This window comes from Citrobacter sp. RHBSTW-00881 (assembly GCF_013728515.1).
In the GTDB taxonomy this organism is placed as follows: Bacteria; Pseudomonadota; Gammaproteobacteria; order Enterobacterales; family Enterobacteriaceae; genus Citrobacter; species Citrobacter braakii.
The window spans coordinates 2549755-2571108 of sequence record NZ_CP056269.1 but is presented as its reverse complement, the minus strand read 5'-3'; the positions used below and the strand labels follow the sequence as shown (position 1 = coordinate 2571108).

The window sequence follows — 21354 nt, the reverse complement described above, 5'->3', positions numbered from 1 at the left end:
TCTAGGTCGTTCTCTGCCGTTATTTCAATCGCTGTCATCGCCGCCAATATCCCTGTAGATTTCAGTCAGCGTGTCACGCGCAATCCGTTTGCCCTCGTCCGTTATTGGTTTACTTACATCAACACCCGCCAGCGAAAGTATCCGCGCCGCAAGGTGTGATTTATCAAGCCCTTCAACCTGCCAGCCATGCTTTGTGCGTTTAATATTTTTCACAGCGCGGGTATCAATCGCTCTTACCATGCTTTTGTATACCTGTGGATCAAGCCCCTTTATCTGGTCAATTTCCCGTAGCTGTAGCATTACATCTGCTGCATCCGGCGCCCGAAAACGGGCTGAAAGGTCAATCAATGCCTCCTGTCTACCAACAATATCTTTAGCAATGATGTGTTTTCGATAAACGCTAACGGCCTGTTGTATCTCGTTGTCTTTAAGCAACTTTTCAGCCTGATAGTCATCATTGAAACCTTTGTATTCTCTGTTGCGAGATTTTGCATAGCTGAATCCAGGCGCTTCCCGCTCACTGGCTACCAGCTTTGCAAACACATCATCTCGTTTACTTATTTTTATGGTCACAACGCCCCCTTTGTGAGGCTTGCAGCGTAGCGAGGAAAATAGAGGATCAAAAACAGCGTTACCGCTGGCGTGTAGTACAAATAAAAAAAAGCCACTCCGGGGGCGGAATGGCTCAACATCACAAAGAGTAATGCAATGGCTAAAAGTCAGTTAAACAGGCAGTTCGCTACCTGTCCGTGGCAGATGCCATTATGGTTTTTTGATGAGATAAGACAAAAGATAGTGCGAGAGGTAACAGCAGATATAGAAAAGCCGCCCCCGAAGGAGCGGCGTTTAAAGGTGCTCAGGCTGTGGATCGCAGTCAGAAAGGCGGGGTGTTACCCCCGCCCTGATTTAGCGACTCTCCTTAGCTTCGTAGGCAAACTTTGCCGCCACTTGCACACCTCCCTGTCCTATTGACGCTTCGCAAAGCGTCCGGTTTAGAGCGGTATATGCCAGTAACGCCGCGATATAAATCGCGATGAACAAAAAAACTCCTTTGTAAAACAAAGTTGCCTCCTTAGCGTTGGGGAGGCTATAATCGGATTGCGATGTCACGATAAGAGCCTCGTTGGTTAATGAAAATTGACCTTCGGGGCTTTTCTCTATCTGCCGCACGGTAACATGAGACAGATAGCCTCAAGCACCGGGCGGGATTATACCCACATCCCATAGCTCACTGCAAAATTTCTATCCCTTCCCCTTTCGACTTATTTGTAGTTGTTATAAGGCGTTACGCCAATTTTACGGGCTGAAAAATGTTGTTTATGGTTCTACGTGGATATACAATCACCTGGCGAAGTCAAGATTAGGAGCCCCGTTGGTCATTACTGGCCTTCGGGGTTTTTATTTCCCCTCATCCCATGCAAATTTCTTGTTTGTATGCCTTTTAAGATCTAAATCAATACGTTATAAATTTAAACTTGCGTAAATTTCATCATCTATACTCAAGTTAAGGCATCCTATGAAAGGGGTTATCGCTCCAGAAGAAAGACTACATTTTATGTTTCAAACACGATTAATTAACATTTTGGCATCGTGCCAATCCCTCTCTGAAAGCGAACAAGATTTCTTATACAAATCCATTACCGATTCATTACATAAAACGTATGCACCATTTTTTCATAGCTTCGCCGAAAATCAGCCAGATATATACCAGGCTATAAGTAACCTTCAACGTTATGTTTCATCAGAACTAAGCAACCATCGAATTGATGTTTCTACCGCCCCATTAACCCGCTTACTTGAATTAACCCGGATACCATTCAACCAGCATGGACTAATGATGACGCAATCATTACATGATTTAGGTCAAGAAAAATATGAGGTAATAACAATACTTCGACACATATCTAGTGGCGCAGAGCAGCAATACAACACTCCCGTATTCGTCGATAACAGAAAGGAATTTAGCTCCTCGGTTACAAAGGCTAAACGTACAGCTTTGCGAGGGATTCTCAACATTTAACCCTTGTTTCTGATTTGTAGTTGGAATAAGATCTATATCAGGTGCTCAAAACACCCATCCAAAGCGGTAAATCACCCCGTCAGTGTGATTTTTTTGTACCCGGAATTTATGCTCTGGTAGCTTGTTCTACGTGAGTGCTGAATTATGGGGTGGAGTGCGACGAATAGCGCAGGCGTGAACTTGCGTAATAAGTCCGCCGACTTTGGACGGTTTTGAGCTCCACCCCGCCCCATCTCAAAAGTGGGGATTCAGTCTCATCCAAAGGAGCAACAACTATGAGCACATTACTCACTATCCCCGATGCCGCCGAACTGCTGGCGCACACCCTCGCCGCCCTTAAAGCTGCTGGTTATGCCAGTGCCGCTATGATGCCCGTTCATCGTAACGACTCAAGCGAAGTCGAAAAAACGGAAACGCCAGCCCCTACCGCGCCAGAAGTCTATGTAGCACCCGGCAAACAGTACGCCAACGCGCAAGAAGCGCTAGCACATATGGTGCGCGAACTGAAAAACCCGCAGCGCGACAACTACAACGAAACGCTTGATTTTACGTTTGCTTCGCTGGCGCAACTGCTGGACTTATTACGCGAGCCTATTTACCAGCATGGCCTGATGCTCAAACAGGAGTTTGAGAAAGGCGATGAACTGCCTTTAGATATGGTGACAACGTTTATCCATATCCCAACCGGTACGGAAGTTTCTTTCCGTCTCCCCGCCTACATCAAAGAAGATAAACGCCTGGACGAATGCCAGCGCGTGGGCGCGTCGTTTAGCTATTTTCGCCGTTATGGTCTGCGTCAGGCGCTGGATATTACTGACGGTGATGACGATATCGACCAGGCTGATTCTAAACGTGAACGCCGGAAGGCTCGCGCACTGAACAGTAGCCGCAAGTGGAAGCCGACCACCAGCGCCCGGACAAAACCAGAATCCATCCTCAATGTGCTCGTTGCATCTGGTGAGTTTTCCGGTAGTGCTGCCATAGCACAGGCTAAAGCCCGTAACCCGTTTCTGCGTACACCGTCTGAACTGGCAGAGGATTTTATCAGCGGCGCAGACCGCATTATGGACGATGAAGGCATAGCGCGTGATACCGTCGCCCGTTTTGGCCTGACCGATACATTCTGGCAAGATTTCTACAGCGGTTATCGTGTTGATGGTGATGAACTGGTAGATAATAAAACCGGGAACCATGTAACTGCTGATGTGGCAATGGCGATTGCTGAATCAATCACATCATGGGCTGTTTCTGCCGCTGATGCTAACAGTGTTGTTGATACCCGCGATATGGTCAGCGCTGCTACTTCACCTTCTTTTGTACCTGACAGACGACCAACCACCCCGGAAGAAGAAGCCTTTATTTCTGCTGTTGGTGTTGGTCATGATGATGAGATAGCGGAAATCGCAGAGCGTCTTTTAGGCGCTGATATCGCTATGGGGCTGGATATCAAAGCCGAACGCAATGACACGCGCTACGCTCGCCGCAACTGGCTCAATGCCTGCAAGGTGTTTTACTCCAATGCGTTGCTTGCCGGGAATGTAAATTTTGATGCGCTTCCCTCCCTGCTGGCACAACCTGAGCCGCAAATTGAAGCACCCGACGAAATGCAACAAAAAGCCGATATAGCGCGTGAAATTGCATCGGGTAACAGTGAAACAGATATCAAACTGCAACAACTACATGAAATAGCGAAACGATGCGACACGCACACAGCCAGCTATATTGATACTCTCATCCTGCATGTTGAATGCGACGGACTAAACACAGATTTGCCCGTATACATCCCCGAATCAGATTTACCGTACTGATTTGCGGGGTGTTCAACATGAAAACTATAGAAGAAAAGTTACAGCGTAACTTTGAGCGTCAGCGCACGTACCAACAACGCGCCATTGAGCGCCAGCGCGAAAAACAGGCTAATCCTGAATGGCGTCAGGCTCAGTATGAAAAACAGCGGGAACGACAATCCCGCTATATTGAACGGGCAAAAAATAAACCGTGTAATCGCGGATTAAAGGGACGAACACCCCGCGCCGCTGAACGGTCATTGATGGACAAAATCGGGGCGTTACCCTGCATTGCGTGTTATGTGCATGGCGTGATTAATGAAGTTGTCAGTTTGCACCATATCAACGGACGAACGATTACCGGCGCTCATGCTTTTGTGTTACCGCTGTGCAATCACCATCATCAATATGCAGCACCACCAGTAGTACGCGCTATTTATTCCTGGCTGGTTCCCGTTCATGCAGATGGTAATTGTGGCGGAAAAAGTGCATTTGAGGCTCTCAATGGTTCTCAGGAGCATTTATATAGTCTTTGCCTTGAAATGATAGCCTGAATCCTCCACATAGCCGCCAGCATCGTCTGGCGGCGTTACCGCTCGCCCCTTTGCTGTATCCCCCTCTGTGCATCGCTTTTAATCGCACCTGACATTTATTAGTGAGGTGCTTATGTCTGAAAATAACTACGGTGCTTTAATACTTAAAAGCCCCATCGCCGCAAACGTTGCATTGGGTACCATAAACTCGCCTGGTATTTACCCGATTGTGGCAGGCAACGGTACTGCGCCAGATGCTAAGGCAGGCGTAATGATTGTTACCCCCAACGGCGCATCAGGGATGAGCAGAGATTTCAAGAGCTCTGACGGTGTGCTTTATTCTTTCATCAACTCCGCATGGGCTCGCCAGCTCCTTGTTGTTGATGTGGGGCAGATTCCTTACTTTACCAGCATTGAGTTGACGTCCAGCACGCCATTTATCGACTTTCATTACGGCAGTGATAGCGGTGATTATACCGATCGCCTGCTGGCGATGGATGACGGTCTGCATTATCTCGCATCAGCCGGGCGAATGCTTACCGTTAACGCCCCTGTTGCTGTTGAAAAAGACATCACGGTCAGCGGCATTATTGAGTCCAGGGCGTCACGTGTTACCAGCGTTCAGTCAGCAGATAAGCCAGGCATGACTACCGACTGGAACCCCGTCAGCGGGTTGACGGTGTTCACCAATAACCGTGGCCCGGGTGCGGGCGGATTCGCATTCCGAACTATTGATGCAACGAATAAATCGGAGATCGGACGTGTATCATTTACCGAGCTCGGCGATATTAATGCCGGAAACGCGAAATACGCCAAAGACGGCAACGTCTATGGCACGACATGGGGAGTAAATGGAGGTTCTGACTGGTTGTCGAATTTTCTGGCCAGTAAATTTTCTGGAATACAAACCCAGTTTAATGCAATACCCGTTAACAACGTTACTGGTGACATCACAGGCACCGCATGGGGCGGATTATTGTCGGCTCATCTGGCGGCAAAATGGATAGGTATACAGGCGCAGTTCTCTGCAATCCCCGTTGATAATGGTTCGGGTAATATTCGTGGTAATCAATGGGGCATTAATGGTGCAAGTGACTGGCTATCGAATTATATCAACAGGCGTTTTTCCGCCATTGCCAACCAGTTAGTGCTTTCTGGGGGGCAGAATGGGTATTTTAAAGACGTCACAACGGGTTTTTTGGTTCAGTTTGGGCGGCTTGAAAGCACCACATCCGGCCCGGAAACCTCCGGATATAACATCGCATTCCCTGTTCAGTGCCTCGGCGTGGTTGCATCAGTCGGCACAGAAATAAACTCAGGCGTCACTGTTTACACCGCGCCAACCAACAATCAAGGCTTTACTTATAAAACATCGGCTGCGCGTACCGGCTTTACGTGGTTTGCCTGGGGGAAATAATCGTGACTATTTATTACAGTGCTGAAAGAAATGCCTTTTATCCGGAAAGTTTTCGGGATGATTATCACAACTCCACTACTGGTTGGCCTGCCGATGCGATAGCTGTCGGAGAAGGTGTTTACCAGTACCTTATTGATGGTGTGGCGTCGGGCAAAATCATTGTTCCTGATGATGACGGGCACCCCATTTTAACGGAACGCCCAGCACCAACACCCGAGCAACTTGTTGCCCAGGCTGAAGTGGAAAAATTACGGCTATTGAGGATAGCTACGGAAAAAATCGCGCCACTTCAGGATGCGGTTGATTTAGGCGTGGCGAACGACAAGGAAACCGCCGATCTACTCGCATGGAAACAGTTTCGCGTTTTGGTTTACCGGGTAAAAGCAGAATCACCAGACTGGCCCCCACAACCCGAATAACATCAGGCCGCAGACGCGGCCTTTCTTTTCTCCGCAGCTTTATGATGCACCTCCCACAGCGAAACACCCAGCGATTCACAGAATGCGCCCACATACCCTAAATCAGACCATTCCCGTACACCACCCCGCGCCGCCTCTATGAAAACCGCCACATCGGCTGTACGGTGGATCCCGAACAATCGCCATTTCCCAGCCTCTGTTCTGGTTGCCACCACGCGAGCAAACATACCCATCTCGTAAAAGTCTCTGAACGCTGGTTTTTTACGTGTCGTAACCTTCATAAATGACATACCCCCGAATTGTTAATAACAAACCGGGGATATGTTGGCACAAATATTAAGAATGACTTTTTTATTTATCAGCGGTCACGATGCCTGCGCGATATCCCTCGCTGAGGGCAACGGGTTGCTGTACACCATGCCGCTGATAATCGGCGCGGTGGTCATCTGCGTTTCGTTTTTTCGCTTTAGGGTTATCGACAGAGCGCGGCTAGTTTCCTGACTGGTTAATGGCTGAGTTGACAGTAAAATCATTGTCAGAGGAATTACCACCAGCCCGGACTGCTCCAGAAAACGGCGCCGCCCGCCCAGCTTATAGACAGGTGTGACGCCGGAAACAGTAAGGCCAAAGTAATTGGTTGGTGCGGTGTCTGTCGCCGTCTTTGCAGGACAGAAAATAACGGCTTTATCGAATCCGGCAACAGTTAGCTGAAGCGCCGATAAATCAGGCGGCGTGTTAACTGGTGCGTTATCGCCGTGGAATATCTCCAGATCGCACACAACGCGCTGTAATGGATTTTGAAACTTTAGCGACCACGAACCAGCAAGAAGCCCACCAAACACATCTATGGTGTGCTGTGGGTATGGTATACAGCTTATTGGCGCACTGCTGCCGCGTATCTCTGCTGGCATAAGCCATTCAGGTACAACGCTGGAATCGTCAATTGCCGCCCGTTCAAGGTCAGATATTGCTACCAGTTCTTCCGGTGTTAATGCCATTATTTCCCCTTAGCTGTAAGAAGCTGGTCAATGTGTGCGGCTTTGGCGTACAGGTCATTAAAGATGTAATTTAATTCTGCAAAATCAACGGTATCACCCTGAATCGGTTCCCCTGTCAGGCTGATGTAACACGGTCTGAAACCATCAGCCTGCTTTGTAGGTGATGGTTGTTTGACGCTGGCATATTTCGAACCGCGAAAAGGATAGATGCGGCTTATAGTCGCAAAGCTATTCATCACGCATTTACCCTGGCTAATAAATCACGATATTTTTTGTATAGGTCATTGAGAATGAAATTCATTGTTTGTGCCGATACACCATCCCCAAACACCAGATTACCGTTTTCATCAAAATACGTTGGAGCAAAGCCGGTAGCCTGCAATTCTTGTGATGGTTCCTGCTTATTGGGGATTTCGGTTCCCCCTTGCCCTTTATAGGTTTTATCTGTTTCCGCCCAGCTATCCATTTTTCACCTTCATTTGTTTGACTGTTACCAGCGTACTGAATGGCGTAATTAGTTCGCCGCCGTTTACCGTCGCAGTGCCATCAATACGGGTTAACAGAGATTTAAGCGCTCTGACTCTGACGCCTTGCGTTGCAGTTGCCCGGATCGTTTTTTGGGCTTTCTCGTATCGGATGCCAGCCCATACGCAAGGGAAAGCATTTCCGGGGAACATTGGCGCATGATGGGTGAGATTCACATTTGGCGGTGTTGCAGCGCTGTAGATATCCCCGCCGAACGTGGCAGATACAAGAGAATCGGAGAGCTCAATATCAGGAGCCATACCACCACACTGCACAAACACTGTACGCAGAGGCACACGATTAAAGGCCGCGCCTATTGCGCCAGTGCTTAGCCCAACCCGATTTAGTGGTAGCCAGACAAGTTTGTATACCTGCTGCATGTATGTGCCCACTGATGGCCTTGATTGCGTTGAAACGCTTTGTTCGGCTCTGGCTTGTTGCAGCGCATTACGATAATCATCATCGTCGCGCCCTTCTCGCTGAATGCTGTATTGTTCCCCCCATGCGTCTAAAAGCGTTCCCGTTGAATCTGCCAGAGAAAAACCTTTTTTCATGTATTCAATGGCTGCAACCATGCTGCTGTTGCCGGATTTTAGCCCTGCGATTAGGTCTATATTTCGTTGATGGCGTACTTTTGACGTCAGGCGCTCTTTTGCTAACTGCTCAGGGCTTTTGATTACAGGTTCCATCAAACCACCGTTACCGATGTTGAGTCAGTGACCGCAATAATGCCGCTGCCTACAGAAACATGATTATCTGTTGGCGGGGATATAATGCCGATTTTTACTGTTACGTCCGTCAGTGTTGAAAATGCTGTTAACAAACGGGCATATATTTGACCAGAAAATACATCTTTCCCCGGTGTAAGCTGTGAAAAATAGGCCGTTACAGTGTTTTTAGCCACGCTGATATAATCCGCTGGCCTGCCCGTTGTTTCTTTATCCCATATATCGCCTGACACACTGACATAAACAAGTTGAAAGCTCTGGCGGCTGAAATAAACAGTTTCCGTTATCTCTCCATCGGTCGCCGTTGCGGATACATCACCATGAAACCCACACTCAGCGGCGGCGGCATCGTAAATAGCCTGTGCTATTTCATTATCGTCACCACCAGCGACAAAAACCTGAATTGATTTACCTGGTATTCCCTCCGCATTAGTGTTAATTCCCCGGTTAACCTCAACAGAAGCGTAAGAGACACCGCTGACGGCTAATACGGCATTTTTAACGCCGGGACGCGATGCGCTGATGTTCACTCTGGCTGCTGCCGCTGCTATCTGTATTCGCTCGCGATAGGACTCATCGTCTTCAATGAGATAACCCTTAACACCGTTTGCCAGTACCAGAATGTCATTGTTTGCAACGTAGCCAAACAATACCGCTGGAAACTCGATATTGCTTTGGTAGTAAGCGGTTGCAGGTATACCAGCCCGGACAATTTCAAATACATCATCAGCAAAGGAAAACGGAATAATTGTTCTGCCATCAGCGGCATAAAGCAGAGTCCCGTATGATGATTGATATGTTGTAAGGGATGTTTCAGCCGCTGTGATTTGCGTGTACAGGCGGTTGAGTATCGATTCTGACGTGTCACCAGTCTGAAATTGTGTTGAGTGCGGTTTACCAGAGATATTAATGGTAAATGTGTTTCCGCTGGTGATGGCATCCTGACGGACTTTTAACACAAAACCAGTAGCTGATTTTCCATCTTCTTTTACTTCGTGGTTTATCGCCCACTCGCCAGCGCTACCAGAGATAGTAAACGCATCACCAGCGCTTATGACCTGACCCGGCTGTAAAAGGTAAAGAACATAAGCCAGCGAGCGAGTAAGGCCATAACGAGGAAGGTTGAAGCGCTCGCCAAGACCATCTAACTGTGCTCCCTCTGCCATTGAAATGAAAAAGCCGGAAAATACCCAGCCAATCGCCTCAATGATGTTTAAGTCATCTTCCGAAACTATCGCTATTGTTTGCCCGACCAGTGAGTCGCCATCGGGGTTAACATCACCCAATGCGCCCTTTAGCTTTTCGTATTTATCGCCTCTTAGCTCCGGCAATCTGGCGCCATGCCAGCCACCATCATTCACTAATTCCACTTGTTACCTCTGTGCTTTCTGAGCCAATGTAGACCGCAAAGCGGATTGTGTAATTACCCTTCGCATCACTAATTGCTGTTGTTTTGGCGTCGTTAACTTCCGGGGTGCGTTTAGCCTCAGCATTAATCATATTGGAGACAATTGACGCTGGAAGGCGTGACGCCATAATGCCAGGCACCCACGGCAAACCCTGAGTTTCATCGAGCCACCATTCACCGCGATTTGTCCCGACTCTTATTTCTGCCTGCTGTGCTACACCGTCAATGCCACCATCCAGCACAAAATCACCGTTACGAAGAATCACCCCGTTTTCGTCCTGCATAATGTCCAGCATCAGTAATTCATCCCTTCAACGAATGCCAGTTTCGAAACCCATACAAGGCATCGGCTTGTACCTACTGATTCAACCCTTTGCACCTGACCAACGGGAATGATTCTTTTTCCCCTGCACGTAGGCATAACCAGCGTTAATGATTCGCCTGGCTGCGGCCTGTGAGTGGAAAGAAAGCAACCTTTCATACCGTGTCGATATTGTGTTGTTGTGATGTTCATTCTGTGTGCATCCACTTTTCAACGTGAACCACCGTTACTGCCGCATCCAGTGATTCAATATCCAAAAGGTCATCAAGGTCGAAACCTTCCCCGGCATCGTTCAGCATCTGCGCCATTGCTGCCTGATGTGGTAATTCAAACGGCAAATCGCTGTAAAAAGGCATGAACTGGTCTTTGCATTCGCGGCAGGTCGCCATGACCATATAAAGGGGCGCATTAATCAGGGGGATACACTCGACGCGATCCACAACTAGCCCGGTACGTTCAGTAATGTTGATAATCTCGCCCTTGCTGATGGTTGTGCTGTAGTCACCAGCCATCAGAAAGCCTTTGTTTGAAAGCGCAATTTGCGCCGCATCATCATTCAGTTTCATGGCGATTCCTTATGTCGGTTCATCGGAAAGGTTGCCCTGTCCGTTTTCTCTGTGTTTATGGGATTTACCGGATTTACCGCCGCTGATATGGTCAGCCGCTTCGCTTTTCCCGGTTACTTTGACGTTGCCGCCGAATTCAGCGTTGCCACCGCCTTTAGCGCCCTGACTGATAGCGCCGGAAATCGTTAAATTCCCGTTTATGGTGGTCATGGGGGCAGTCATATCGATGCCGCCCGGTGCGTCAACGGTCATTTTGTTGCCCGTAAAGGCAAAGGTTGCGCCCTGTCCGGTATCACCTTTAATGCTCCCGTCATCCCATTCGATGAAGGCGCTACCACTGAAAACGCGTATGCCGGGGCTATCTGGCATCTGATGAATTGATTTGTCGGAAAAGCCGCACAGGGCAACGGCATTTGAGAAGGTTTTATGGTCTGGTTCGTCACTGTCGCCGTGGGATAGCGCTATCAATAAGCATTCATCACCCGGCAAAACTCGCCCGCTGATGCCAGACTTGCCGCCATCCCAAACCAGAGAGATAAGACGCACATTTTCAACCACTGGATAAGCAACAGGCTCTGGATTGTCGCCAAATGAACGTTTTGGCGTTGGCCTGACGGTTGCGCGGCCTTCACCTACAGAAACAATCACAGCTTCCAGAGCAAAAATTGCTGAGTTAAGCGCCTGCTCTACGATTGCGTTAACCTGACTTCCCGTCCTCATGCAATGATGCCCTCCCATGAGGATGACCATGCCTGACGGTCACGCGTACTGAATCTGTGGGAAATCTTTTTAACAATGATGTTCCAGCCTTCCCCCATAGAAGGCGACGAAAGCTCTATCTGCTCGCCAATCTCAACACCGCCACGTAAAAGCGACTCCCAAGTAATAGCCTCAATAACGCCCATCTGACGGCGAGCGCCTTTTGAGTAGTCAACCTGAGAGCCTTTAGGAGGCCACTGGTATGTAGTTATGCTTTTGTCGTGTTTCTTCTGGATTTTGTCTTTTTCTGATGGGTTCTTTTTCTTGGTGCGCTTAGGTGAATGGATCTTCAAAAATGGAGCGCCAAGTAAGCCCGTTTCAGGTGAGAAAATGGCAGCACCAGTGAGAACAGAATCACCGGCTGTAACAACTATCGACTGATATTGAAGTGACCAAGTGGCATTAACTGGCTTACATAAGCTGGTCAGTACATCGCGGGATAATGCGACGCCGCTAACATTCTTAGGCAACACTAATGTTGCTGCAGCTTTCGAAACCTGACACCCCAGCCCCATATCTGACGCAACCAGCGACACCGCCTCTTTGAGGTTTTGCCCCTTTTTAAAAGTGCGAGATGTGACGCTGGCGCGAAATGGAATAAGCGCCTCATAAATTTTCATTTTCAGACCATAAACCTCGTTAGGCTTAATGGTTACGGCGCTGATTAGCTCCCCCTGAAACAGGGTGAACATACCTTCATCTATATAGCCAGCGGCAACGCTGACGGTTGAACCTGCCTGAGCGATTGCATTTTGCGTCTGAGGCGTAAGCCCCCACACGGTCAAGTCAGCTTCGTTTGGCTCTTTTTCATCGTCACGCACAGACGAAAAATCCACATCTACATCCGTAATGTGGATCGTCTCGCCATCTGTGCAATTAACGGTTATCTCGAACTGACGCCCGTAAGCCATAAAAATCACCTCCTTATATAGGAGTGATTTAAAGGCAACGCCCAGGCTAATTACAGAAACGCCGCCAGCGGTAATGCGTCAATATTTGGTGCAAGGTTGAATCTGTGGATAAACACGAACAAAACCGCTACCTGCACGATTTATGTTAGTGGTCAATATCGCTTTGAAGTGGCGGAAATGCTGATTTTTATTGTGGATAACATTTATCGTGCCAGCTTTCATGTTGCTGCTTTGTTTTAAATGTTGTGGCTGATTTATGAACATTTAATTTGTAACAGCCTCGCCATCCTTTAACGGTCAATTATTTACCCGTTCTAGTTGTAAGACAGAAAGTGATAGAGAACGCCCGGCGCTGGTGGAAACAAGCCTGAGCGCGGTTTAATATGTTTTCGCCCCCCTGCCTCATGCCAGCTTTCTGCTTTTGTGACTAACTCAATATCTCTATGTCAATATGTTAAAACATCTGGTCGGATGAGGTCGTAGAAACATTCCCGAATTTTTTTATGGCGGCTTTCCTTTAGATGGGGCTATCCTTTTGATTTATATAATACTTAAGCAGCGTCCTCTTTTTCGGCTTTGTTTCCGGCAGAAACATTTATTAATGATTATGTGGTTTTTGTCTATTCCCTGCTCAATTTCAACATATTTTTCAGAATGTCCAACCTTATATATCCGTTTGCTTCACCTGTGTATGCTTATGATTTATATGGTGTATTTTATGGTTTAATTTTTTTGTTTTATGTCGCTGGCAAAATACAATGTATTGACGACAAAAAACGTACATAAACTGCATCAGAAACAACCAGTTTTCGCAATTAATTGTTTTTATTGAGTTAAATAATTTTTCGTTGTTTTTGTCTAAAAACTGACTTTAATCACATTACTTTGTTATGTGTTATGGTTTGGATAAACTTATCCACACTACACATATTTAACTTTGTTGTTAACATTTTTAACCTTGCTTGTGTTTATATTTTGTTAAGTGGGGCTTAACGATTTATTCACACAAACTTTATTTGATGTGTTTTTTGCAGGCATAAAAAAACCCGGCAAATGCCGGGTGTGTTCTGCTGACGTTATTTAGACCATGCTACTGAAAGCCGTTTCTACTTCTGCTGCGCTCAACGTTGCTATGTCCCGATAAAGTGCTATTGCTTCCTGAGTCGTTTTGCGACCTCCCATCAATATCTTTTCACCTTCACGACTAATCATTTCCACTCGATAAATATCAGGTTTCGCTTTTAGGTTTGTACGCAATTGGAGTAATTTAAACAGGCAATGTCTCGGGTATTTCTTTTGATACATTACATCATTATCTTTTATTGCTGGCGTTGACATTTCCTACCCCCTTACCTGTAAATATTCTTCTATCGAGTTAGTTAATATTTTTCTCATTGCTGCGAATGGTGGCGACTGTAAATAAATAGATGGTACATCTTTGACAGCGTGGTTAAGTATTAATTCTGTTGCAAGAAAATCCTCGCCACGAACAGCGGCAGAAGTACGGAACAACTTACGCAAATCATGACAACGCCACTTTATACCAGCGCGGGATATAGTCGTTACCAGTGTGTTATATTTTATTTCTGACTCCCCGATTACTGATAACCACTCATCTATCAGTGGAATGTATTTAACTGGAATAGGTAAAAGCAGGTCAGCATGCGTCTTTGTGCAACGGTCTGGAATAAACAGCCTGCCACCCGATATAAGAGAGTTGCTGGATAATGAGAGTGTTTCAGATGCCCTTAGCCCGAAACATAACATCATTCGAGCGGCTGTTCTGTATGGTTCGCGTAGAGATTCTATTTCTTGAACGACGGCGGTGTATTCATCAATACTTACTCGTGCTGGTTTACTTAATGCCCGATGGCGCTTAATTCTCTTTCCAATTGCCCTTGCTGCGGTTCGCATAGCCTCCAGCATTCTCCCTAGCGAACCGGGCGCGGCTGGCTTAAATTTGATGTCAGCATGAATCACCCAGGCAACGACAGCAGCAACACAATCAATGCGCTGACGGATAGTGGATGCCGCAAGACCATTGTCGATGCATCTGTCGGCATATCTAACCCATGTATCCGGTACACTAGCGGCTCTAACCCCCAGAGCAAGAACCGGCTCTAGCATACGCACAGCATGACGTTCATTTATGATTGTTTTCTCGCGTAAACTGACCGCCTGAGCTCGACGGTCAACCATAATCAGCAAATCAGAGAGCATCATCACCGCCTTTTACTAATGGCGTTGACTGAGTGGCAACAGTATATAGAGGTTGGATCTTCCAACCTTTTGATAACCAACCATTCGCCACATTTCGGCTTCTTGTTATTGCCGGAATACCGATGCCATTATCAGTATGAAGCCATGCTACAGGCTCAGCGTAATCAGCTTTGCGGCGTTCCTGTAGCTCTGCCTGTGCTTCGTCACGAGCGATGCGGCATTCACGCAGGATTTCAACCAATGCCTCACAGCGCGGGTAATTAACAATGTGGTCATTGAGAATGCGACCTACGCGCATAGTTAACTCTCGCTGCATATACTCCGGCGTTTCCGGTTCTCCCGGGCAGCCGAACCCGGCAAAGAAATCCCCGATTTCACAAAGAATCAGTGCGCGTAAGTCTGTTAGCTGTTCTGGTTTATTGGTCATTTAATCAATCTCCGGCAAACGGTAAAGCGGGATAACCTTTGCACCCTCACCGCTTTCATCGTCAGCGGTCTGTAATTCATCGCTAAGGTGCGCCGGGTTACTGCTTACACAGTGCTCTGCAAAATATGCCATACCGTCGCAGTCTTCTATGCCATACATGAAAGGCTTTGCCGTTAGTGCTGCCAGTGCGATTTCTAAAATCTGCTTTTCCATTTGCGCCAGTGATGCCATCGACACAGGAAATGTTGATTTAGAATAGCGGTCCAGCTTTGCAATAACGTGTGCTCTGACCTGCTCTTTAGTGAATTTTTCCATTCTGTTATCGCCCCTTATGGGGCGACCTCCGTAAGTTGTTTATTGATGCCGCGCTTAGCCTCTTGACGCGCTCTATGTTTATTAGTGCGACTTTCCGACTCATAGCCGTTTCCCTTTCGATAACCACGAGAGCGGCACAAAGCACAGGTACATCCATCGACTGAATAAAATTGCCCGTATGGTTTCATTTTTTGTAATTACCCTTTAACCGCTAGCGCTGTACGAATCGCATTCGCGATAGCAGCGTAAAATGCGGCATCCTCATAATTTTGTTGCCCCGCCCATTCAAAAATCACGGCAGTAAATTTCATATTGCTAATGACTGTTGATGTTGAATCGCTACGGGCATACAGAGCCACCCATACCCCCGGCTTGATAACCTTGCTCTTAACAACACCCAGCGCCGGAATTACTCCGCGAATGGCTGACGCATGACGCTTAGCTGTATCTTTGCTCACCCCTTCACGCTCACTACGGTCAGCCACCAGCTTTAACGCTTCTTCTATAAGGTCACGCGATAATCTTCGTTCGCTTCTTTTGGTCTTAATTTTGTCCATTCAAATCACCTTTATTAATCATCCAGGCTGTTGCATTCGGACTTAAACGAACCTCAGTTACCAATCCACGCGAAGCCATATTTTTTAGCTTCTGGCGAATGTCATACTGGAGAATTACTTTGTCAGGGTGTGCGCGGCACACAGCCTCACGAATGAAGCTGGTATGCATCTTCTGGTTCTTCAGTGTTGGGCTTGTCCAGCGCTGAAAAACATCAAAAATATCCTTATCTGTAATGATGTAACGGCGCATTGTTACCTCTTTGCCTTTTCTTCGATAATTGGAAAATCAATGCCAATGCGCAGAGCGGCAGCGGTATTAAAAATCAATCCGATGCGTGGTGTAGCTTCCAGCCCTTCAATGCGGCGTATCGTCGAGCGCATGACGCTAACCAACCCTGCGAATTCCGTTTTATCCATACCTAATTCGCGGCGTAAAGCACCGCTAACAAGCAGGTCGGTTAATTGACCGATGGTCATTCGGCGTTTTTCTGCCATGACCTTTTTTACTGTTTCATTTGACATAAAACCCCCTTAAGAAATGCTTACCACGTACTGGTTATCGCTTAATTTAAAGGCGTGGATAGCTGTTCTGGATGCAACCCAGCCATCCTCACCGCGTAGAAGTAATGGAATTGTTTTTTCACTGTTAATTAATTTTTCTATTACATTTTTAGTGTTTTCATCATTACCAGTGTCAAACATAAGCGCACGTTGTTTTACTTTGATAACATTGATCCTCTCAGATCCAGTTAAATATTTGACAAGAGTTATCTCTTTTTCCTTAACAGGGTTAATCATGAGGTTTTCAATTGAGTGCTTCATGTTTACCCTGTGTGGATTTTTATATTCCACCTCCCCGGCAATACTCCCGTTTGCCATTAACCAGACAATATCTTTCAATGGGTAATGACTCCCCTGAATTAATACATGTTCCTCACCTTCACGAACCCTGATAAAAACAGGGTCTCCTTGTTCCCCCATCCCTTTACGTGACTTGCGGAACAACTTCCCGTCACGGTAATCAAAAAGTTCATGACATTTTTGGAAAAGCCATGCCTGATTAATATCCTCACTCCCTGATGTTGAACCGTTGATTAAATCAGCGAGGCAAGAAACATCAGCATCAGCAACCGACCTAAGCGCCGCACGCATCACATCTGGCAATTGCAAACTGCCATCTTTTACGCGCTCTTGGGCGCGACGATAGGTTTCTTCGTCTGCCCTAAACTGAATAATTTGTGTTCTTTTGCTCATGTTTATCTCAAATTAAGTTAGGTGGGATGTAAATCCCGGTTGAAAGCGCTTTATGAAAAGCATTAGCCATACGACAAGAGTTAATTTCATCCTTTGACATTGCTGGACGCGGTTTTATAGCCTTCTTCTTTTCTTGCCGTGCTGATTTCAGGGCGCGAGTAATTGCCCCGCTTACAAAGAAGTTTTTTTGTGCATGTTTCAGGTGATAAAGATATTTTCCAGTAGATTCACATTTGATCTTCTCTATTTCTACATAGGGAGAGCGAAACATGTTCCAAATTCTACGGGCGATGTTCTTTGCTGTTTGTTTTTTAAATTTGGCGTTAACTTCTTCTCGGATTTGGCTCATTGACATGTAACGACCTGCCATAATTTTAACGAGGTCTTTTGCTGTTACATTGCGTTTTAACTGGTTGTAAGCCAACAGAAGGGACTCGCGAAAGTAATCACGGGCAGAGCCGCCAAACGTCTCAGCCCCCTTTCTTGCCAGTTCCCACGCATGCCGGAAAATCAGAGCAAAATCACGCATGATGCGCCCCCCTATGCGTTTCGGCTGAGATTCTTAGGATGTGTGGCAATGAAAATGCCGTGAATTTTTCCGTGCGGCGCTACGTGAAAAAACAAGCCGCGACGTGATATTTCGGAGAGGATTTTTGCTGTGCGCTCAGGTAAAGACTGAACATTTTGACGTGGTGATATATCAGATACTTCATCACCGAAAAGATGAACGGTGTTACGTCCCTCACCCATTCGGCAACAAATCAAGAGTAAAGCATTAACAACATGCTGTGTGTTGCTGGTTTTGGTTAACTTCACACTCAATATAGCCATAACATTCACCCATAATATCTATGGACTACGTGTTATCGCTCTACCGAATGTATATTATGTTAAATGCAATTTAGTATTTGATGAATGCTTAGTTCATACCCCTTAGCTGACGCCGTTCCATCAAATCCTTACCCTTCCCTTATCTGCTACGGTAAAAAGTTTTCGTCAGATGACCCCGAATGCAGATCCCTCTTTAGCCATTCTCAGTTTGGCGGTTCCGGTTGGTACACAGTGATGAAAAACGATAAGGTCAGAGCTGTTGTCGCCTTCGAGTCAGGAAGCCAGGAAGCGGTTTTTTCATTCCTGGAAAAGCTCCCCCTGCTAATCCTGACTGAAAACTGCTGGACATGACTGTCTGCCTTGAGCAAAAGCAGACAGTCACTTTGATTTTCTACCGTAAATTTTTCTTTTTTTATAATCAATGTATCGGGCTAGATATTTTTGTAACAACTTTATAAGTTAAAGATCTGCCGCAATAACAGATTCCTTTATTTATAATTAGAGGTTTGCAACGTTGTGATAGACTTTTTGAACATCATCGTCATCTTCAAGGGCATCAACGAGTCCTGCAAAGATTTCTAAATCTTCTGGTGAAAGTTCAACTTCTGATTGAGCAATCATTTCTAATTCTGTTGTTGAGAATTCAGTAATCCCAGCGGCTTTCAGGGCTGCAATTCCTTTATGAAGGTCTGTAGATTCAGTATAAATAACGATGTTTCCCTCTTCTTCGGTTACATCGCGAACATCTACATCAGCATTAAGCAAAATTTCAAAAATATGGTCAGGATCTGTTCCTGCAAATACAATCACCCCGGTATTGTCAAACATATAGCTGACAGCACCTGCCGCTCCGATATTCCCGCCTTTTTTATTGAAAATTGAGCGGACATTAGCAATCGTACGGTTAACATTTGACGTCAACGTTTCAGCGATAATCAGTGAACCACTTGGACCAAAGCCTTCATAACGCCCTTGCACGAACGTTTCATCGCTGCCGCCTTTGGCTTTATCAATTGCTTTATCAATAACGTGTTTAGGAACCTGTGCTTGTTTCGCACGTTCAATAACGAATTTTAAAGCTGAGTTTGATTCTGGGTCTGGTTCACCTTGTTTGGCAGCAGCATAGATTTCTACACCGAATTTTGCATATATATTAGACGTTGCACCGTCTTTAGCAGTTTTTTTAGCAACAATATTTGCCCATTTACGTCCCACTGGAATAGTCTCCTCAGAAATTCATTTACATTACATGCAGATTAATAGCCTGCAAATTTTTCCGCAATATTATATCATGATATGTAAACTCTCGTCCATGAAAAACAAAATATCCATGTTTTACTAAATGTTACTTTAATTTTATCAATAGTTAACATTATGGATATGTTATTTTCGTTTTTTTTTAGATCTTTAGTTTTTTAATTTTAATAGTTGAATGGTAGCAATAATACATAAATAAAGAGAAGCTGAAGTAACAATCCAGGTATAAATACCCACTTAAGATTAATGAACGCATCTAATCCAGATCTTTTCTTCAGCAATGTCTGGCTGATGTTTACTTCTTAATCATGAAAGCCTGAGGAACAGATGCCATTGCTGGTCGCCCCGCTTTCTTGTAACCTTCTTCCCGTTGCACTACTGACAAAATCTGGAACCACTGAACTGGACTTCATATGAATGCTCATATTTCTAAAGACCCTTTACATGGCGTAACGCTTGAAATGCAGGTCAATGCACTGGTTGATCGTTATGGTTGGGCTGAGTTGGCGCAACGCATTAATATCAACTGCTTTAAAAATGAGCCGAGCGTTAAATCCAGTCTGAAGTTTCTGCGCCGCACGCCGTGGGCGCGGGCAGAAGTTGAAGCGCTGTACCTGGATTCACTGCATGACCTGGCCTCAAATAACACCACCGAACCGGCGTTCGATCCCTGGGCTAACAGCCGCAACAAGAAGAATTAAGAGCAAAATCTGATGTCAGCATCCGGTTTTATTTCAGCAAATTATCAGAAAAAACTGGCGAATATTCTCGCCCGTTCCCGAGCCAGGCTGCCGCGAACCAACATGAAATGGTTTGCGCTGCTCGTAGGCAGTATGTTGCTACTTGGCAGTTGTTCTTCACAGCCGCCCGGTTCAAAAATCACCCCTCTGCCCCCGGTGGGCAATCCACAGCAGAGCAAGGAGCCGGTGCGTGGTATCTGGCTGGCAACGGTTTCGCGTCTTGACTGGCCGCCGATTTCATCCGTCAACATCAGCTCGCCTGCCGTTCGTATCAGCCAGCAGCAAAAGGCGCTGACTGACAAGCTGGATAACCTGAAACGTCTTGGTATTAACACCGTTTTTTTCCAGGTGAAGCCCGATGCCACTGCGTTGTGGCATTCTACAATCTTGCCGTGGTCAGATACCCTGACCGGTAAGATTGGTCAGGATCCGGGTTACGATCCGTTACGGTTTATGCTCGATGAAGCGCATAAACGCGGAATGAAAGTCCATGCCTGGTTTAACCCCTACCGCGTGTCCGTTAACACAAAACCTGCGACGGTTACCGAATTAAACAACACGCTGTCACAGACGCCTTCCAGCGTTTTTGTCCTGCATCGGGACTGGATCCGTACCTCGGGCGAGCGTTTTGTGTTAGATCCCGGTATTCCCGAAGTGCGTGACTGGATAACCAGCATCGTGGCTGAAGTGGTTGAGAATTACCCGGTTGACGGCGTGCAATTCGATGATTACTTCTATACCGAGTCTCCCGGCTCTGCGCTCAACGACAGCCAGACCTTCAGAAGATACGGCCAGGGATTCGTCTCCAAAGCTGACTGGCGGCGCGATAACACGCAACGCCTGATCGCTCAGGTTTCACGAACCATTAAGAAACTCAAACCTGAAGTTGAATTTGGCGTCAGCCCTGCGGGCGTGTGGCGCAACCGTTCGCACGATCCGGCGGGCTCCGACACGCGCGGCGCGGCAGCCTATGATGAATCGTATGCGGACACCCGCCGCTGGGTGCAACAAGGCTTGCTGGACTACATCGCCCCGCAGTTGTATTGGCCTTTTGCCCGCGACGCGGCGCGTTACGATGTGTTGGCAAAATGGTGGGCAGATGTCGTCAAATCAACCAACACCCGCCTGTATATTGGGGTGGCGTTGTACAAAGTCGGTGAGCCGTCGCGAAAAGAACCTGACTGGACGGTCAAAGGCGGTGTGCCGGAGCTGAAAAAACAGCTCGATCTGAACGAGTCTGAACCGCACATTAACGGCACAATTTTGTTTCGCGAAGATTACCTTAATCAGCCGCAAACGCAGGAAGCCGTGACCTATATTCGCAGTCGTTGGGGGCGTTAATGGTCGTCCGTATTGGATT

Annotated in this window: 29 protein-coding genes and 1 pseudogene; 8 read left to right on the top strand and 22 right to left on the bottom strand. The window is 46.7% G+C overall.

Going from position 1 to position 21354, the window contains the following annotated elements; translation table 11 throughout:
• Positions 1–24: 24 nt before the first annotated feature.
• Complete coding sequence (locus HV311_RS12290; protein WP_062958115.1) at positions 25–573, bottom strand: hypothetical protein; 549 nt, start codon at positions 571–573, stop codon at positions 25–27.
• Positions 574–1516: 943 nt separating this feature from the next.
• On the opposite strand from HV311_RS12290, the gene HV311_RS12285 reads away from it, so the two are divergent.
• The 5 genes from HV311_RS12285 (at position 1517) to HV311_RS12265 (ending at position 6176) form a co-directional block, all read left to right on the top strand.
• A complete protein-coding gene (locus HV311_RS12285; RefSeq protein WP_191221150.1) occupies positions 1517–2020 on the top strand; it encodes a hypothetical protein in 504 nt (167 codons plus the stop codon).
• A 275-nt stretch (positions 2021–2295) separates the two neighbouring features.
• Positions 2296–3828, top strand: a complete 1533-nt coding sequence (locus HV311_RS12280) for an ERF family protein (RefSeq protein WP_191221149.1) — start codon at positions 2296–2298, stop codon at positions 3826–3828.
• A gap of 17 nt (positions 3829–3845) precedes the next feature.
• Positions 3846–4361: a Ref family recombination enhancement nuclease gene (locus HV311_RS12275; RefSeq protein ID WP_151219210.1), complete on the top strand. Its 516-nt coding sequence runs from the start codon at positions 3846–3848 to the stop codon at positions 4359–4361.
• 112 nt (positions 4362–4473) lie between these two features.
• Positions 4474–5757, top strand: coding sequence for a gp53-like domain-containing protein (locus tag HV311_RS12270; protein WP_191221148.1), 1284 nt, complete (start codon positions 4474–4476; stop codon positions 5755–5757).
• A 2-nt stretch (positions 5758–5759) separates the two neighbouring features.
• On the top strand, positions 5760–6176 hold the full coding sequence (locus tag HV311_RS12265) for a tail fiber assembly protein (RefSeq protein WP_191221147.1): 417 nt from the start codon (positions 5760–5762) through the stop codon (positions 6174–6176).
• A 2-nt stretch (positions 6177–6178) separates the two neighbouring features.
• Here HV311_RS12265 and HV311_RS12260 read toward each other — a convergent pair whose 3' ends face one another.
• From HV311_RS12260 to HV311_RS12165, 20 genes are all read right to left on the bottom strand, one after another.
• Complete coding sequence (locus HV311_RS12260) at positions 6179–6457, bottom strand: hypothetical protein (protein WP_191221146.1); 279 nt, start codon at positions 6455–6457, stop codon at positions 6179–6181.
• A gap of 84 nt (positions 6458–6541) precedes the next feature.
• Positions 6542–7174: a hypothetical protein gene (locus tag HV311_RS12255; protein ID WP_191221145.1), complete on the bottom strand. Its 633-nt coding sequence runs from the start codon at positions 7172–7174 to the stop codon at positions 6542–6544.
• On the bottom strand, positions 7174–7410 hold the full coding sequence (locus HV311_RS12250) for a hypothetical protein (RefSeq protein WP_008324325.1): 237 nt from the start codon (positions 7408–7410) through the stop codon (positions 7174–7176). Before HV311_RS12250 ends, HV311_RS12255 begins: the two co-directional genes overlap by 1 nt.
• On the bottom strand, positions 7410–7640 hold the full coding sequence (locus HV311_RS12245; RefSeq protein ID WP_191221144.1) for a phosphoglycolate phosphatase: 231 nt from the start codon (positions 7638–7640) through the stop codon (positions 7410–7412). Before HV311_RS12245 ends, HV311_RS12250 begins: the two co-directional genes overlap by 1 nt.
• A complete protein-coding gene (locus tag HV311_RS12240) occupies positions 7633–8388 on the bottom strand; it encodes a hypothetical protein (protein ID WP_191221143.1) in 756 nt (251 codons plus the stop codon). The genes HV311_RS12245 and HV311_RS12240 overlap by 8 nt, the downstream gene beginning before the upstream one ends.
• Positions 8388–9797, bottom strand: coding sequence for a baseplate J/gp47 family protein (locus HV311_RS12235; protein ID WP_191221142.1), 1410 nt, complete (start codon positions 9795–9797; stop codon positions 8388–8390). The genes HV311_RS12240 and HV311_RS12235 overlap by 1 nt, the downstream gene beginning before the upstream one ends.
• Complete coding sequence (locus tag HV311_RS12230) at positions 9781–10131, bottom strand: hypothetical protein (RefSeq protein WP_191221141.1); 351 nt, start codon at positions 10129–10131, stop codon at positions 9781–9783. The genes HV311_RS12235 and HV311_RS12230 overlap by 17 nt, the downstream gene beginning before the upstream one ends.
• Positions 10132–10345: 214 nt before the next feature.
• The gene (locus tag HV311_RS12225; protein ID WP_181502513.1) at positions 10346–10723 is read right to left on the bottom strand and encodes a hypothetical protein; all 378 of its coding nucleotides are present in this window, start codon (positions 10721–10723) and stop codon (positions 10346–10348) included.
• A gap of 9 nt (positions 10724–10732) precedes the next feature.
• Positions 10733–11443, bottom strand: a complete 711-nt coding sequence (locus HV311_RS12220) for a phage baseplate protein (RefSeq protein ID WP_191221140.1) — start codon at positions 11441–11443, stop codon at positions 10733–10735.
• The gene (locus tag HV311_RS12215) at positions 11440–12393 is read right to left on the bottom strand and encodes a hypothetical protein (protein ID WP_174332614.1); all 954 of its coding nucleotides are present in this window, start codon (positions 12391–12393) and stop codon (positions 11440–11442) included. The genes HV311_RS12220 and HV311_RS12215 overlap by 4 nt, the downstream gene beginning before the upstream one ends.
• A 1080-nt stretch (positions 12394–13473) precedes the next feature.
• Positions 13474–13731, bottom strand: a complete 258-nt coding sequence (locus HV311_RS12210; protein WP_062958103.1) for a hypothetical protein — start codon at positions 13729–13731, stop codon at positions 13474–13476.
• A gap of 3 nt (positions 13732–13734) precedes the next feature.
• A complete protein-coding gene (locus HV311_RS12205; RefSeq protein ID WP_244565119.1) occupies positions 13735–14616 on the bottom strand; it encodes an integrase in 882 nt (293 codons plus the stop codon).
• The gene (locus HV311_RS12200) at positions 14603–15040 is read right to left on the bottom strand and encodes a hypothetical protein (protein WP_191221228.1); all 438 of its coding nucleotides are present in this window, start codon (positions 15038–15040) and stop codon (positions 14603–14605) included. The genes HV311_RS12205 and HV311_RS12200 overlap by 14 nt, the downstream gene beginning before the upstream one ends.
• Positions 15041–15355, bottom strand: a complete 315-nt coding sequence (locus HV311_RS12195; protein WP_191221139.1) for a hypothetical protein — start codon at positions 15353–15355, stop codon at positions 15041–15043.
• 197 nt (positions 15356–15552) lie between these two features.
• Positions 15553–15912 (bottom strand): hypothetical protein, encoded by a 360-nt coding sequence (locus HV311_RS12190; RefSeq protein ID WP_181623893.1) that lies wholly within the window; start codon positions 15910–15912, stop codon positions 15553–15555.
• Complete coding sequence (locus tag HV311_RS12185) at positions 15899–16162, bottom strand: hypothetical protein (RefSeq protein WP_128298822.1); 264 nt, start codon at positions 16160–16162, stop codon at positions 15899–15901. Before HV311_RS12185 ends, HV311_RS12190 begins: the two co-directional genes overlap by 14 nt.
• A 2-nt stretch (positions 16163–16164) precedes the next feature.
• Positions 16165–16434, bottom strand: a complete 270-nt coding sequence (locus HV311_RS12180; RefSeq protein ID WP_062958097.1) for a helix-turn-helix domain-containing protein — start codon at positions 16432–16434, stop codon at positions 16165–16167.
• A gap of 9 nt (positions 16435–16443) precedes the next feature.
• Positions 16444–17166: a hypothetical protein gene (locus tag HV311_RS12175; RefSeq protein WP_191221138.1), complete on the bottom strand. Its 723-nt coding sequence runs from the start codon at positions 17164–17166 to the stop codon at positions 16444–16446.
• A 7-nt stretch (positions 17167–17173) separates the two neighbouring features.
• The gene (locus HV311_RS12170) at positions 17174–17695 is read right to left on the bottom strand and encodes a hypothetical protein (RefSeq protein ID WP_191221137.1); all 522 of its coding nucleotides are present in this window, start codon (positions 17693–17695) and stop codon (positions 17174–17176) included.
• A gap of 11 nt (positions 17696–17706) precedes the next feature.
• Positions 17707–17997, bottom strand: coding sequence for a hypothetical protein (locus tag HV311_RS12165; protein ID WP_191221136.1), 291 nt, complete (start codon positions 17995–17997; stop codon positions 17707–17709).
• 189 nt (positions 17998–18186) lie between these two features.
• On the opposite strand from HV311_RS12165, the pseudogene HV311_RS28245 reads away from it, so the two are divergent.
• Positions 18187–18309: pseudogene (locus HV311_RS28245) on the top strand (alpha/beta hydrolase); the annotation flags it as partial.
• Between the two features lie 186 nt (positions 18310–18495).
• On the opposite strand, the gene HV311_RS12160 reads toward HV311_RS28245, so the two are convergent.
• Positions 18496–19212: a YebC/PmpR family DNA-binding transcriptional regulator gene (locus HV311_RS12160; RefSeq protein ID WP_016153084.1), complete on the bottom strand. Its 717-nt coding sequence runs from the start codon at positions 19210–19212 to the stop codon at positions 18496–18498.
• 455 nt (positions 19213–19667) lie between these two features.
• Here HV311_RS12160 and HV311_RS12155 point away from each other — a divergent pair, with 455 nt between their 5' ends.
• Together HV311_RS12155 and HV311_RS12150 are read left to right on the top strand one after the other, a co-directional pair.
• Positions 19668–19955, top strand: a complete 288-nt coding sequence (locus tag HV311_RS12155; protein ID WP_016153085.1) for a VF530 family DNA-binding protein — start codon at positions 19668–19670, stop codon at positions 19953–19955.
• 12 nt (positions 19956–19967) lie between these two features.
• Positions 19968–21335, top strand: a complete 1368-nt coding sequence (locus HV311_RS12150; RefSeq protein WP_181635451.1) for a glycoside hydrolase family 10 protein — start codon at positions 19968–19970, stop codon at positions 21333–21335.
• Positions 21336–21354 lie beyond the last annotated feature (19 nt).

Coding starts and splice junctions, on each gene's coding strand:
- HV311_RS12285 (WP_191221150.1), top strand. CDS start 1,517: ATGAAAGGGGTTATCGCTCCAGAAGAAAGACTACATTTTATGTTTCAA.
- HV311_RS12280 (WP_191221149.1), top strand. CDS start 2,296: ATGAGCACATTACTCACTATCCCCGATGCCGCCGAACTGCTGGCGCAC.
- HV311_RS12275 (WP_151219210.1), top strand. CDS start 3,846: ATGAAAACTATAGAAGAAAAGTTACAGCGTAACTTTGAGCGTCAGCGC.
- HV311_RS12270 (WP_191221148.1), top strand. CDS start 4,474: ATGTCTGAAAATAACTACGGTGCTTTAATACTTAAAAGCCCCATCGCC.
- HV311_RS12260 (WP_191221146.1), bottom strand. CDS start 6,457: ATGAAGGTTACGACACGTAAAAAACCAGCGTTCAGAGACTTTTACGAG.
- HV311_RS12255 (WP_191221145.1), bottom strand. CDS start 7,174: ATGGCATTAACACCGGAAGAACTGGTAGCAATATCTGACCTTGAACGG.
- HV311_RS12250 (WP_008324325.1), bottom strand. CDS start 7,410: ATGAATAGCTTTGCGACTATAAGCCGCATCTATCCTTTTCGCGGTTCG.
- HV311_RS12245 (WP_191221144.1), bottom strand. CDS start 7,640: ATGGATAGCTGGGCGGAAACAGATAAAACCTATAAAGGGCAAGGGGGA.
- HV311_RS12240 (WP_191221143.1), bottom strand. CDS start 8,388: ATGGAACCTGTAATCAAAAGCCCTGAGCAGTTAGCAAAAGAGCGCCTG.
- HV311_RS12230 (WP_191221141.1), bottom strand. CDS start 10,131: ATGCTGGACATTATGCAGGACGAAAACGGGGTGATTCTTCGTAACGGT.
- HV311_RS12225 (WP_181502513.1), bottom strand. CDS start 10,723: ATGAAACTGAATGATGATGCGGCGCAAATTGCGCTTTCAAACAAAGGC.
- HV311_RS12220 (WP_191221140.1), bottom strand. CDS start 11,443: ATGAGGACGGGAAGTCAGGTTAACGCAATCGTAGAGCAGGCGCTTAAC.
- HV311_RS12215 (WP_174332614.1), bottom strand. CDS start 12,393: ATGGCTTACGGGCGTCAGTTCGAGATAACCGTTAATTGCACAGATGGC.
- HV311_RS12210 (WP_062958103.1), bottom strand. CDS start 13,731: ATGTCAACGCCAGCAATAAAAGATAATGATGTAATGTATCAAAAGAAA.
- HV311_RS12205 (WP_244565119.1), bottom strand. CDS start 14,616: ATGATGCTCTCTGATTTGCTGATTATGGTTGACCGTCGAGCTCAGGCG.
- HV311_RS12200 (WP_191221228.1), bottom strand. CDS start 15,040: ATGACCAATAAACCAGAACAGCTAACAGACTTACGCGCACTGATTCTT.
- HV311_RS12195 (WP_191221139.1), bottom strand. CDS start 15,355: ATGGAAAAATTCACTAAAGAGCAGGTCAGAGCACACGTTATTGCAAAG.
- HV311_RS12190 (WP_181623893.1), bottom strand. CDS start 15,912: ATGGACAAAATTAAGACCAAAAGAAGCGAACGAAGATTATCGCGTGAC.
- HV311_RS12185 (WP_128298822.1), bottom strand. CDS start 16,162: ATGCGCCGTTACATCATTACAGATAAGGATATTTTTGATGTTTTTCAG.
- HV311_RS12180 (WP_062958097.1), bottom strand. CDS start 16,434: ATGTCAAATGAAACAGTAAAAAAGGTCATGGCAGAAAAACGCCGAATG.
- HV311_RS12175 (WP_191221138.1), bottom strand. CDS start 17,166: ATGAGCAAAAGAACACAAATTATTCAGTTTAGGGCAGACGAAGAAACC.
- HV311_RS12170 (WP_191221137.1), bottom strand. CDS start 17,695: ATGCGTGATTTTGCTCTGATTTTCCGGCATGCGTGGGAACTGGCAAGA.
- HV311_RS12165 (WP_191221136.1), bottom strand. CDS start 17,997: ATGGCTATATTGAGTGTGAAGTTAACCAAAACCAGCAACACACAGCAT.
- HV311_RS12155 (WP_016153085.1), top strand. CDS start 19,668: ATGAATGCTCATATTTCTAAAGACCCTTTACATGGCGTAACGCTTGAA.
- HV311_RS12150 (WP_181635451.1), top strand. CDS start 19,968: ATGTCAGCATCCGGTTTTATTTCAGCAAATTATCAGAAAAAACTGGCG.